The organism is Caldanaerobius polysaccharolyticus DSM 13641, from assembly GCF_000427425.1.
In the GTDB taxonomy this organism is placed as follows: Bacteria; Bacillota; Thermoanaerobacteria; order Thermoanaerobacterales; family Caldanaerobiaceae; genus Caldanaerobius; species Caldanaerobius polysaccharolyticus.
In genome coordinates, this window is record NZ_KE386495.1 from 62,224 (window position 1) to 75,597 (window position 13,374).

General features: G+C 42.0%; 12 protein-coding genes. 2 read left to right on the forward strand and 10 right to left on the reverse strand.

Features of this window, described 5'->3' with window-relative positions; translation table 11 throughout:
• Positions 1-63: 63 nt before the first annotated feature.
• The gene (locus CALPO_RS14175; protein ID WP_026486605.1) at positions 64-924 is read right to left on the reverse strand and encodes a hypothetical protein; all 861 of its coding nucleotides are present in this window, start codon (positions 922-924) and stop codon (positions 64-66) included.
• Positions 925-1,001: 77 nt separating this feature from the next.
• Positions 1,002-1,622: a copper amine oxidase N-terminal domain-containing protein gene (locus tag CALPO_RS0106505; protein WP_026486606.1), complete on the reverse strand. Its 621-nt coding sequence runs from the start codon at positions 1,620-1,622 to the stop codon at positions 1,002-1,004.
• A gap of 206 nt (positions 1,623-1,828) precedes the next feature.
• On the opposite strand from CALPO_RS0106505, the gene CALPO_RS0106510 reads away from it, so the two are divergent.
• The gene (locus tag CALPO_RS0106510) at positions 1,829-2,176 is read left to right on the forward strand and encodes a cupin domain-containing protein (protein WP_026486607.1); all 348 of its coding nucleotides are present in this window, start codon (positions 1,829-1,831) and stop codon (positions 2,174-2,176) included.
• A gap of 14 nt (positions 2,177-2,190) precedes the next feature.
• Here the strand turns inward: CALPO_RS0106510 and CALPO_RS0106515 are convergent, their stop codons facing one another.
• The 7 genes from CALPO_RS0106515 to CALPO_RS0106545 form a co-directional block, all read right to left on the reverse strand.
• Positions 2,191-3,435: an MFS transporter gene (locus CALPO_RS0106515; protein ID WP_084295221.1), complete on the reverse strand. Its 1,245-nt coding sequence runs from the start codon at positions 3,433-3,435 to the stop codon at positions 2,191-2,193.
• A 113-nt stretch (positions 3,436-3,548) separates the two neighbouring features.
• Entirely contained in the window at positions 3,549-5,219 is a 1,671-nt protein-coding gene (locus CALPO_RS0106520; protein ID WP_026486609.1) for a glycoside hydrolase family 13 protein, read from the reverse strand.
• A gap of 38 nt (positions 5,220-5,257) precedes the next feature.
• On the reverse strand, positions 5,258-6,091 hold the full coding sequence (locus tag CALPO_RS0106525; RefSeq protein ID WP_026486610.1) for a carbohydrate ABC transporter permease: 834 nt from the start codon (positions 6,089-6,091) through the stop codon (positions 5,258-5,260).
• A gap of 12 nt (positions 6,092-6,103) precedes the next feature.
• The gene (locus tag CALPO_RS0106530; protein WP_035172439.1) at positions 6,104-7,006 is read right to left on the reverse strand and encodes a carbohydrate ABC transporter permease; all 903 of its coding nucleotides are present in this window, start codon (positions 7,004-7,006) and stop codon (positions 6,104-6,106) included.
• Between the two features lie 74 nt (positions 7,007-7,080).
• On the reverse strand, positions 7,081-8,370 hold the full coding sequence (locus CALPO_RS0106535) for an ABC transporter substrate-binding protein (RefSeq protein ID WP_026486612.1): 1,290 nt from the start codon (positions 8,368-8,370) through the stop codon (positions 7,081-7,083).
• Positions 8,371-8,482: 112 nt separating this feature from the next.
• Complete coding sequence (locus CALPO_RS0106540; protein ID WP_169736187.1) at positions 8,483-10,078, reverse strand: response regulator; 1,596 nt, start codon at positions 10,076-10,078, stop codon at positions 8,483-8,485.
• A gap of 5 nt (positions 10,079-10,083) precedes the next feature.
• Positions 10,084-11,787, reverse strand: coding sequence for a sensor histidine kinase (locus CALPO_RS0106545; RefSeq protein WP_245589917.1), 1,704 nt, complete (start codon positions 11,785-11,787; stop codon positions 10,084-10,086).
• Positions 11,788-11,945: 158 nt separating this feature from the next.
• Between CALPO_RS0106545 and CALPO_RS0106550 the strand changes: the two genes are divergently transcribed.
• The gene (locus tag CALPO_RS0106550) at positions 11,946-13,067 is read left to right on the forward strand and encodes a uroporphyrinogen decarboxylase family protein (protein ID WP_051585889.1); all 1,122 of its coding nucleotides are present in this window, start codon (positions 11,946-11,948) and stop codon (positions 13,065-13,067) included.
• A 16-nt stretch (positions 13,068-13,083) separates the two neighbouring features.
• Here the strand turns inward: CALPO_RS0106550 and CALPO_RS0106555 are convergent, their stop codons facing one another.
• Positions 13,084-13,317: a peptidoglycan-binding domain-containing protein gene (locus CALPO_RS0106555; protein WP_026486616.1), complete on the reverse strand. Its 234-nt coding sequence runs from the start codon at positions 13,315-13,317 to the stop codon at positions 13,084-13,086.
• Positions 13,318-13,374 lie beyond the last annotated feature (57 nt).

Genomic DNA, 13,374 nt, shown 5'->3' on the forward strand with positions numbered 1-13,374 from the left:
CATCCTCAAGATCTTCCTTTAACAATTATCATATAATTTTCCTTTCCTGTCAAATCCAATCTCTCAAGGGTCTTCTTTGCGGGACCGCTCCAGCAGCTTCTTTTCCAGCTCCGCTATGTTATACTTCCTCTGATCCTTATAGCAATTAAAATAATTTAGAGGCTTTACAATCGCTTTTTTTGCGGCTTCGTTTAATACTTTCTCCTTCATAGCATAATTTTCTACCACTTTTTCCAGAAACTTTACCGGGTTTTTTATCTCCCTGTCCCGCATCCTGCTAAGGCATATTTCCATATCCCGATCGTCTAGCCCATATTTGGCTTTTAGCCTTTCTTTTATTGAGTCTACGTTTTCACTTTCTTTCGCCCCTTCCCGATATATATTATTTGATGGATTGATAGATACTCTATCTATCATATCTATCTTATCATCCCATTGGGTACGAGGTTGACTTTGAATCTGCCTGCCTTCATTTTTTTGCACAGACACCTGCCCCATTATAACATCAAGCCATTTTTCTAATGGCATCCCATCGCCTTTTTCATCTACCGCCATCACTTCTTTGGGAGCTTTCTCGTCTGGCCTTAGCATAAAATACCTCTTTATTCTGCCTCTGTCAGTATTATCGACGTAGCAGATGATAAAGCCCTTCTCCATCAAAGATTTTAAAGCCTCGCTCACAGCCCCACTGGAAAGACCTGTGCCCCTGTCCATGCGTATTCGGCCTTTTTTGTACCTCCCGTTTCTTATTTCGTCTACCGTAAGGCGCACCGGTCCATTGTAATTTTCAAAACCCCATGTATGCCTCAGTATGTATAAAAGGATTTTTAACTCGGCGCCGTTTAACTGTGCGAGGCATTGATCCAGTATCTCCACAGGCACTTTAAAATATCCGCCTTCGCCTTTGTGTAGCCCCTTAAACATAAAAATCTCCTCCCCGTTTATTTAGTGGCTTACCTCTTTCACTAAATAAATCACAGGGAAGAGATAAATTTTATACTTCAAAAATGAACTGTGCTGCTTATATTTTCGTAAACATTTTCATAAACACTTCCATAAACACTCTCTGACACAGTGTTATTCTCTTCATCGACATTTTCCTCTATATCTATATCGCCAGTCTCTCCGTTATAATTTACTTTTGCGCCAAAAATCTCACTTATCAATCTTAAAGGCACAAAAGTGCGGTTGCTAATTAATTGTATAGCAACATTATTATCAAGCTTCTTGCCGTTTACATACATTTCATTATTGATAAGGTCTAATTTAACCACTATATCACCTTTTGTAATGGTTACCGTAGAAGTTTGGGCATCATACTCTACACTGGCTTTAAATCCATTTGCTATAGCTCGGACGGGAACTAACGTCCTTCCCTCTTTTATAACAGGAGGTACATCAAACTTAATTAAGACACCATTTACTCTTACAACGCCTTTGCTTTTCTTTTCATACTTTTTCTCTTTCTCATAAGACCTTTCGTTCTTTTGCTCCACCACTTTTTTAACGGCGCTTAACTTTACGGATTTATCCCCCTTATTCTTATTCTGATGACCGTACACCGGCAATATTATGCTCAGTAAAAAAAATACTATCAAGGCTAACGTAACCTTTTTTCGCATATTCCATTCCTCCTCATTTTATACAACTTTTTTTATTAAAAAATAACATTTAATTCTTGTGCTGTCAATTTAAATACTGTCGTAGAAACAAAGTGTATCAATAAGTCCGTATCATCTGATTGAATCTGTAATAAGCAACCAGTATAGCAATTAATATCTAATTGTGATAGAATATCTATAGCACAAAATAGAGAGGGGTAATCATCATGATTAAAAGAGCTCAAGACATGGAAATAGAACTGAGAGAAAAGATGCGGGGAGGTAATGGAACCGTCAAAATACTACATATCTTTGACAAAGGCGAACTTCCAAGCAAAAGCCGCCTCCTGGCACACATGACTTTGGAAAAGGGCTGCTCAATAGGATTTCATGAGCACGTAAACGAGACAGAGATATTCTATTTTCTACGAGGCCAAGGGGTAGTCAACGATAACGGGCAATCCCACAAGGTATCTGCCGGCGACGCCCTTAAAACAGGCAATGGAACAGGCCATTCTGTTGAAAACACCGGAAATGAGCCTCTGGAATTCATCGCTGTCATCATAATGGACTAATGGACTCATCCAAATCACAGCACAGCCTTCTTTGAACCTTTTTTTAGGAAATACATATACATCACCGCCAGGGCGGACAAAACCCCTATCAAACCGCTCACGGCAAATCCCGTAGAAGCTCCCCACTCTTCGGTGAGCTTTCCTGCGTAAAGGCTGCCCACGGGGGTCACTCCGCCAAACACCAGTGCGTAAACGCTCATAATGCGACCTCTAATGTGATCATCAGAGTTAAGCTGCAGGGTGGTATTGACAGAAGCCGTAAAGACAATAGAGCAAAAGCCCACAACCAGCAGCGTAAAAGCCGCCAGCCAGTAATTTTTCTCAAAGCTCAACACTATCTGAAAAGCCGACATGCCCAGTGCTCCTCCCATGAGCACCTTTATCCTAGGACCCATACGGCTTCTGGCCGCTAAAGTCAACGCTCCAATTAGGGAGCCTATGCCCATTGATGTCATCAAAAAACCGTACCCCATGGCGTTTTTATGCAGGTCGTGTTTTGCAAAAACAGGGATTATCACATTGAAGTTCATGACAAAAGTGCTTATAAAGGCCAGCAGTATCAAGGGAAGATATATGATGGGCCTGGCCGATATGTATATAAGTCCTTCCATCAAGTCTTTTAACACGCTGTACTCTTTTTTCTCATACACCCTGTCGGGAACATCTATCAGCCATAAACCGGTCAAAACAGCGATAAAGCTTAAAGCATTGAGATAAAAACACACGGCGATCCCTAAAACGCCTATGAGCACACCTGCAACAGCAGGTCCCAATATCCTGGCGAGGTTGAATATAGACGAATTTAAGGCAATGGCGTTCATCAAATCTTTCCTCCCCACCAGCTCAATTATAAAAGATTGCCTGGTGGGGTTATCCAGGGTGTTGACAAAGCCCAAAAGCAAAGCCAATACCAACACGTGCCAGTACCTTATCACGTCAAAATACGTAAGGGTCGCCAGCACCGCTGCAAGGATCATCAAGCTGGATTGGGTAAAAAGGAGGACTTTTCGCTTGGGAAATCTATCCACAAGTGTTCCAACAAACAGAGATAAAAACATCATAGGTAAAAACTGTAAGGCACTTACCAGCCCCAGTTTAAACGCAGAGTTGGTCAGCTTGAGTACCAGCCACGCCTGCCCGATGTTCTGCATCCACGTACCTATCAGCGATATGCACTGGCCTATCCAGAAAAGCCTGAAGTTTCTATGGGTAAGAGCCGGAAACGCGTTTTGTAGCTTACCACTTAGACTTATCGCCATATTTATTCCCCTTTTTTTCGCAGTCTAACATATATTATATATTTCTACATTCAAAATATCAATATTTCCAGCGCAGCTGATCTCAAGCTATTTTTATTTTTTAGTAAAATAACCTAAAATAATCTATAAACCCTTGTTTCGTAAGGCCTCAAAATCGCCTTTTTTAAATCTCCTTCCACTGGATAATTGGACAGCAGCAGCTTATAATCTTTGAACTCCACCTCATCGGGGAGCACAAACTCAACCTCATTTTCAAAGAAATTGAGAACCACCAGCAGCCTTTCGTCTCCCAGGACCCTGGTATAAGCAAATATATTCTCATCATCTTCAAGGATCATATTAATCTCCCCGTACACTATCGATGGATGGGTTTTGCGCAGCTCAATGAGCTTTTTGTAGTAATAAAATATCGAATCGGGGTCTTTAAGGGCGTCTTCCACGTTGATCTCTTTGTAGTTGGGGTTTACCTTTATCCATGGGGTACCTGTGGTAAATCCCGCATTGGGGCCAGAATTCCACTGCATGGGCGTCCTGGCGTTATCCCTGCTCCTGGCGTGTATGACTTTCATCAGCCTTTCAGGGTTATCTCCCTGTTTTATCATCTCGTTGTACCAGTTTAAAGTCTCTACGTCCCTATAGTCCTGAATGCTGTCAAAAGCCACATTGGTCATGCCTATTTCCTCGCCCTGGTAAATAAAGGGCGTTCCTTGCCATGTGTGCAGAAGTGTCGCCAGCATCTTCGCCGATTGCACCCTGTACTGGCCGTCGTCGCCAAAACGGGATACCATCCTGGGCTGGTCGTGATTGTTAAGGTAAAGGGCCACCCAGCCTCGGTCTTTCAATGTAATATACCAGTTGTACATTATCCTTTTGAAATCAGTGAGTTTCCAGGGAACTATATCCCATTTCCCTCCAGGTCCGCAGTCCACATCCATAAGCTCAAAGTGTATGATCATATTCAGCTCTTTTCTGCCCTCATCCACGTAAAGCCTGCCAATCTCCGGTGTTACACCTGAAATTTCTCCCACCGTCATTATATCGTATTTACTAAAGGTTTCCCTGTACATCTCCTGCAGATAATCGTGAACCTTGGGCCCATTCAAATAATACTTAGAACCGGCCCATCTCTGGCCATGGGGATCGGGATCGTCGGGAAGCCCTTCCGCTTTGGAGATCAAATTGATGGCATCCAGTCTAAAACCGTCAATGCCTTTTTGAAGCCACCAGTTAATCATCTCGTAGATCTCTTTTCTCATCCTGGGATTTTCCCAGTTAAGGTCAGGCTGCTTGACGGCAAACAGATGCAGATAATACTCTCCCGTTTTTTCATCGTATTGCCAGGCGGGTCCGCTGAATATGGAGACCCAGTTGTTGGGCTCTCGACCATCCTTGCCGGGCCTCCATATATAATAGTCCCTGTAAGGGCTGTGCTTTGAAGATCGGGACTCTATAAACCACCTGTGTTCGTCAGAGGTATGGTTTACCACCAGATCCATTATGAGCTTCATGCCCCTTTTGTGCACTTCCTCTAGCAGCTCATCGAAATCCGCAATGGTGCCAAACTCGTCCATTATGTCGTAGTAGTCGCTAATGTCATAACCGTTATCGGCATTGGGCGATTTATACACCGGATTAAGCCAGATTACATCTACGCCCAGATCTTTGAGATAATCCAGCTTTTGAATAATTCCTCTCAAATCGCCTATACCATCGCCGTTGGTATCGTAAAAGCTCCTGGGGTATACCTGGTAAACTACGGCTTCTTTCCACCATTTCTTGTTCATTAGTTATTTCTCCTCCTTAAGAATGATTTTAAAGACAATTAACCTTTTACTGCTCCAGCGGTAAGGCCAGATATGATGCGTCGCTGGAATATCAGAACCAGTATTATAAGCGGTACTGTTACGATTACCGAAGCGGCAGCCATATCACCCCACGGGATGTCGTGTTCCCCTGGGAACATGGCTATTCCCACAGGCACAGTCCTCATAGCATCCTGGGTATTAAACACCAGCGCAAATATAAACTCATTCCACGCGGCGATAAACGTGAGAATCGCAGTCGTAAACATTCCCGGCGTCGCCAGGGGGAATATTATCTTGAGGAATGCCTGCATGGGCGTTGCGCCATCTACCTTTGCGGACTCTTCCAGGTCAAAAGGTATTTCCTTAAAGAAAGTAGTCAGAATCCACAAAGACAATGGAACCGTAAATGTCGTATATGGCAGTATCAATCCCATATAGGTATTAAGCAAGCCCACGTTTTTCAAAAACAGAAATAAAGGCGTTATTATAGCTATGCCAGGAAACATAGAAACGGCCAGCACCAGCGACAGAATTATAGCTTTGCCCTTAAACTTCAGCCTAGCTAAAGCGTATGCGGCAAACGACGACACAAAAAGGCTGAATAAAGTCGTAGCCGATGCCACTATAACGCTGTTTTTAAGGTACGTGCCGAAAGGCCTTTTTACGAACACCGATACATAATATCCTGTGTAAAACTTGCTGGGTATCCATTTAGGCGGTATACTCCAAAGCTCCGAAGGTGGCTTTATAGATGTTAGGGTTTGCCAGAAAAACGGAAATATTATAAATGCCAGAAACAAGATTACAAATGCGGCGAAAACCACCTGACCTAACAATTTTGATGTTTTCATAGTCTGCACCTCCTAACTCAGTGTGTCTCTGTCCAACAATTTGATGTAGAACAGCGCAAAGAGAAATACAAATATAAAGATTATCACTGCCATAGCGGAGCCCATGCCGAAGTCCAGGTTTCTAAACATGGTCTTGTACGCATATATGGATAGGGTTTCTGTGGAATTTCCCGGGCCACCGCCTGTCATAACGTATATCAAGTCAAAGACCCTGAAGGCATCCAATGTCCTGAATATAAGCGCCACCATAATGGTAGGCCTTAAAAGGGGCAACGTTATGCTGAAAAATTGCCTTATGGGGCTAGCGCCGTCTACTTTTCCTGCCTCATAAAGCTCTCTAGGTATAACCTGTAAACCCGCCAGCAGCAGCAGCGCCATAAAAGGAGCGGTCTTCCAGACGTCAGCAAATATGGCCGCGCCCATGGCCGATGAAGGCGTACCTAACCACGCCTTATAACCGTGTATTAAGCCAAGCTTCATGAGGATGTCGTTTAACACTCCTAACTGGTCGTTGTATATAAACTTCCACATCAGTGCTGAGACAATAGTGGGTATTGCCCACGGGATAAGGACCGCAGCTCTTATTAAACCCCTGCCTTTAAATTCCTTGTTCATGAGCATGGCCATAATGAGGCCCAGTACCAACTCAAATAATACCGATACGACGGTAAAGACAAAGGTGTTTTTTGTAGCCGACCAAAACCTCATATCTTTTAGCAAAGCGGCGTAATTGGATAACCCGATGAACCTGCTCATATTGGCAAATTGAAGTTTCATGGAGTGCAAACTCAACCAAAATGTCTGCAATACAGGATATAAAGCAATTATTATGATGCACAACAGCGCAGGCGTCACCAGCAAATATCCCAGCATCGCCTCATTTATTTCAAACCTATGGGGCTTTTTTGTCTTCATCTATATCCCTTCTTTCTGTATTAATTTAAAATTAGACGAAGTCGGGATAGATCATCCCGACTTTTGTCTTTTTGTCAATTACCTCCATTGTTTTTTATAATGCTGCTTATGCCCTGCTCCACTTTTTCGATGGCCTGCTGAGCGCTCATCTCTCCTGTGAGAGCTTTGTGGAAGTTGATCTGCATGAAATCAGACATCTTGGGGTAGAACGGCGACACAGGCCTTGGCTTTGCTGTTATAAACACATTGTAAAAGTCTGCCCAGTACGGATTTTTCGCCAACACATCTTTATCCTGATACAGCGATTTCAAAGTAGGCAAATTGCCGCCTTGTAACGCTGTTATCTTCTGGCCTTCCTCACTGGTTACGAATTGAATGAACTTCCAGGCTTCATCCGGATGCTTTGAGTACTTATTTATACCCAGATTCCAACCGCCGAGTACAGACATACCGACTTTTCCATCTTTACCATAGGGTATTGGCGCGATACCTACTTTCCCTTTGACAGGAGAATCATCGGCGTTGAGCAAGGCCCACGCATACGGCCAGTTTCTCATAAATATAGCTTCTCCCTGCTGGAATATATTTCTCGCGTCTTCTTCCATATACGTGGTTACACCCGGTGGTGCCATCTTATTTTTTACTATGTCAATCATATACTGTAGTCCGGCAATGGACTGGGGAGAATTTATCGTGACCTTATCTCCGTCTAAGACGCTTCCGCCATTGCTATAGATAAATTCTAGAGCGTCACACACAAGGCCTTCATATTGATTGCCCTGAAATACTATACCGTATTTTGTGCCATTTTTACCCACATTGGCTTTTACCATCTGCATCAACTCGTCCCATGTCTTTGGCGGAGTGCTTATGATGTCTTTCCTGTAATAAAGCACACCAGCGTCGGTAAACCTCGGCATTCCGTATATATGGCCGTTGTACTTAACCGCTTCCATGGGTCCTGGTAAGAATTTGGATTCCATGTCTTTCGTTACGTACTTATCCAGAGGTAGTGTCCAACCTGCAGCGCCAAATTCCGGAGTCCATATGATGTCCATGGCAATTACGTCTATACTGGAATCGCCGGCTGATAATGCCGTCACATACGCGTTATGCTGGTCATCGGTTGACTGAGGCATTTCCTGAAATTTTACCTTTATATTTGGGTATTTTTTCTCAAAGGCATCTATTAAAGCTTTAGTTGCAGGTGTCGAATCTTTGCCTGCTGCGTAAGTTATCGTAACTGGTTGATTTTTTGCTGAAGATGCGCTTTTGTTCGTCTTATTTCCACATCCTGCTAGTATAAGTCCTATCATGGTTACAGCCAGCATCAGCGCAATAACCTTTTTATACTTTGCTAGCATAAAAATGAACCTCCTTTTGAAATTGTTTTCTGCTTATATTTTAGAAAAAATGAGAAAACAATTAAATTAGGAGGTTCTACAATTTTGTGTACTTTTCTAAGGATTTTGCAATTTACATCCTCTCTCTGTATTCGGTGGGGGTTATCCCTTCTACCCGTTTAAATACTTTGCTGAAATGGTGGGCATCCGCGTAGCCAACGGCATCGGCTATTTCATATATCTTCATGTCCAGTTTTTTCAAAAGCTCTTTAGCCTTATCAATACGTACCTTAGTTAGGTATTCCATAAAATTTTCACCTGTTTCGCTTTTAAACAGATAACTCAGGTAATTTGGGGTGATATACAGCTTCTCAGCGATATCGTTTAACGTCAAGTCCTTGTTTGAATATTCATTCTCTATGATCTTTAAAACTTCTTCTACTACTTTTTTATTTTTTGATTTGCGCTTTAATGCGATGTACTCTATTACCACGTCAATCACATTTTTAACCCAGCCTTTAGCATCATCAATTGTCTCGAGTTTTTTTATCACAGACCAGGGATCGGTGTTTTTAAAAAATATATCGGGGTTTTCACCCAATTCTATCAGACTGCGGGTTATCAGTGCCACCAGTTCTATGCACCATCTTTTAATTCCATCGACGGGCAAATTTTTTTTGCTAAAGTCACTCCAGATTTCATCTAGTATCTTTAACGCTAGGTCCGGGTCTGCTTTTTTTATGGATAAGACCAGCTGTTCCTCCAGTTTTATGGGATAGTAAATCCCACCAGCTTCAAAAGGCTTTACTTCATCGTAAAATATTATCTGGTTTTTGCCCAGATAAAATTTATATTCCATGGCCAGCACAGCGTCTTTGTACGAATAATGAATATCGTTGAGGTCGTTTACGATTCTGCCAACGCTCTGGGTGACGTTTAATGATGTATATCTATTTAGATTGCTTCTTATTCTGTGGCACTGTGATAATATAGTACCTTTAATATCGTCCGTATTTTCTAGAGAGGTTATAACGGCAAAAACCCCTTCGCCTAATGTTAGAATGAAATGTTTAACGGATTCAAGGGTTTCATCCACGATGTTTTTGATCATAAAATCAGTAAGCTGCATATCTTCTTCGCTGTAGTTTTCGGCAATTTTGCTGAAATCATCGATCTTGAGTATTATTACCGTATAAAAGTTGGCCCAAATATCTATTCCCATATACTGAATTTTATCCTTCAAATTATTTACAGGGCCGTTTATCAACTGCATAAACAATTTTTCTCTCAGTAACGGCATGCTTTCTTTTAGCTGTTTTTTAATCACTTCTTCTCTTTTTGCCCGTTCGTATTCTTGCCTTTTAACTTCTACCGCTTTCTTAACTGCATCAATCAGTTTTTGTATCTCTATAGGCTTTAATATATAATCAAAGGCGCCAATCTTCAGCGACTCCTGAGCGTAGCTGAAATCATCATATGCGCTGAGTACAATTATCACGATAGAAGGATCTCTCTTTTTGAGCTCTTCCATTAGTTTTAGGCCGTCCATATGAGGCATCCGTATATCTGTTAAAACTATATCCGCACCTTTTTTTTCGTATATGTCCAGTGCTTCCAGCCCGTTGGCAGCAGCCCCCGAAATTAAAACACCTACTTTATTCCAATCTATCAAGTTCAGAAGACCATCCCTCACGATTTCTTCATCATCTACAATAAGGAGTTTAAACATAAATATCATTCTCCCCTGATGTAAGGTATAGTTAATTTGGCAACGGTCTTTCCATCGGAATAATTATAACTCAATCCGTAAGTTTCCCCAAATGTAAATTTTATCCGGTCATTGACATTTTTTATCCCATAATGCTCGCTATTCAAATTGGTGGACAGCAATTTGTTTACTTCTTCCAGGTCTATAGGGTTTCCAGTGTTGTGCACCTCTAAAACAATACTTTCACCGTCTTTGTATCCTCGTATTTCAATATATCCTTTACCCGAAAAGGTCTCTATTCCATGAATTATAGCGTTTTCAATCAAAGGCTGTAATATCAGCTTAATCACTATACAATCCATGATGTCTTCGTCTATATTGTACGTTACGTCAAATTTATCCTTGTACCTTATCTGTTGTATCGTTATATAACTTTTTACCTGGCTTAGCTCGTCTTTCAACTTTATTTTGTCCTCGCCTTTGTTGATGCTATACCTCAACAGAGTAGCGAGGGAAGTAACCATCCTGCTGATATCATAAGCCTTGTATTTTACAGCAAGCCAGTTGATGGAATCAAGGGTATTGTAAAGGAAATGGGGATTTATCTGAGCTTGCAGTGCTTTGAGCTCTGCATCCTTTTTTTCCATGTTGGCTATATACACTTCGTTTATAAGCTGGTTTATCCTGTTTATCATCGAGTTATAGCTTTCGTAAAGGGTACCTATCTCCCCCCTGGGTTTATTTGTGAGGTTTACGTTTAAATCGCCTTCTTTGACTTTATCCATTGTTTTTGCCAACCTCATTATAGGTGATGATATGGTATGAGACATATACAGTGATAAAAGGACAGCTATTACAATAAATATAATGCCGATAGTAAATATTATTTTGTTGATCAACTTGGCTTTGGCTGTAAGCTCAGCCTCAGGAACTATGCCGATTATTTTCCAGCCGGTTTGCTTAATGGTGCTGTAAAACACTACATTCTTCTGGTTTCTATTTGTAATCGATGTTATTCCGCTGGCTGATTTCAGCTTGCTGATATAAGGGAATTTCACATTATATGGCGCAATAGAAACACCTGTATTATCGATAATATAAATCTTACCTGTCTCACCCAAACGTATATTATTTATTACATTTTGCAATGTAGATATATTTATATCTACAGACACTATAGCTATAGGATTCTTAAAATCCTTTACGTCCATTACCAGGCGTTTTACGGATACTTGCGGTATATGAAAGTCTGTAGAAATATGCCAGTAAAGTCTGCCTTTGAGGTTAATCACGGGCCTGTACCACGGTCTATCTGCTGCCGTTTTATAGGACATAACGTCATTTTGCGCAAAGATATTAGGGTATTCGGCTTTGCTTAGCGCATATACCTCTACGGACGAATAATCGTTGTTAAATATACCGGGATATAATAGTGCGTCGCGGATAGCCGTAACCTCTCTGTTTATCTCAAAAGGGGTGTTATCTGACGGTTTTGTTAGGTTGTACTGTAATGTTCGGTTCATTGAGACGTAAAGCAGCGTGCCGACAGCGTTATCCAATATGTTTGAAATATTTCGATTAACCTGTTCTAGCGTTTGCCTTGTGGATTTGTAAACCTCTTCGTTTATAACTTTTGTGGAAATGTAACTTGAAAAAAAAGACACGACTAAAAGCGGCAGCAGCGTTATTGTGATATACGATAGCAAAAGCCTTTTAAACAACAAATTCATCACCTTACTCTTTAGAAACAGGAAGTTATCTTGACGTGAATAGTATAACTCAAAATGATTCTGAAAATCAAATAGAAAATTTGGTAACCGCCTTTTTCTGTATTATAATAATATCAATTAAAATAATATTTTACAAATAAAGCCAAGGGGGAGATACAGTGGAAATAAAACCTATAAGAGAAAAATGGAAAGGCACCATGACCGACCGTGAGAGATTTAACAACCAGATGCATTACAGGCCCATTGATCGCTGTTTTAACATGGAATTTGGATACTGGAACGAAAATTTTAAAGAATGGCCTCTTTTCTACCAAAACGGCATAACCAACAACCAAGAAGCTGACATCTTTTTTAACTTTGATAAAATCGTTGTCATAAGCGGCAACGTGTGGATGTCGCCGCCTTTTGAGTCTAAGGTGGTAGGCCAAACCGACACCACCAAAATCATCATGAACGCCGATGGGTTGCTGGCAGAAGTACCCAAAGACGACCACGACACCATTCCCCATTTCATAAAGCCCACCATCGTAACCCCTGACGACTGGAAAAAATGCAAGGAGCAGCGGTTTCGCAGAGATGATCCATCAAGGAAAGTAGACGTAGAGGCACTTAAAAAAGCTCATCCCCCTGACAGGGATTATCCCCTGGGCGTCCACTGCGGTTCCATGATAGGCAAGATAAGGGATATGCTCACCTTCGAGGGGCTCATCTACGCCTGTTACGACTACCCTGAAATGGTAGAAGACATGGTGGAAACCGCGTGTGTACTGGTAGAGGATTTTCTGGACCAGGTATTGCCCCACATAGATTTTGATTTTGCCTCCGGCTGGGAGGATATATGCTTTAAAAATGGCCCTATCGTCCCCGTAGACTTTTTCAAAAACGTGGTGGTCCCTCGTTACAAGCGCATAAGTGAAAAACTGCATCAGTACGGCATTGACATATGGTACACCGACTGCGATGGAGACGTAAGGCCGCTTCTCCCCTACTTTCTAGAAGGAGGCATAAACTGCCTGTTCCCCTTCGAGGTAAATTCCTGCGCCCATCCTGCGGAGCTTTTAAACGAATACGGCAAGGACCTCAGGATAATGGGCGGCGTGGACAAAATGGTGCTGGCAAGGGGGAGAGAAGCCATAAAGTCATATCTGGAGTCATTGGTCCCACTGGTGGAAAGGGGCGGCTATATACCCTTCTGCGATCACCGTTGCCCGCCTAACGTCAAACCCGAAGATTACCTCTATTACCTGGATTTAAAAGAAGAGATGTTCGGTATGAAATAAAGGGATTATATCGCCCTCATGGGTACAATTTATATATCACGTTCAGCGTTTCAGGTCCCACTATTCCATCAACCCTTATGCCGTAGTCCCGCTGTAATCGCATCACGGCATTTTTAGTCCTGGGACCGAAAATGCCATCAATAGGGCCGGGATCGTAGCCCAAACTCTGCAGTATCAATTGAAGCTGCATCACGTCGTGACCTACCATGCCCTCCATCAACAGCCTTGAGCCCAATTCCTGCCTGTCCATAAACTAACACCCCCTTCGTGCGCGCTTAATATATTATATTTATATGTCGCAAAAGGG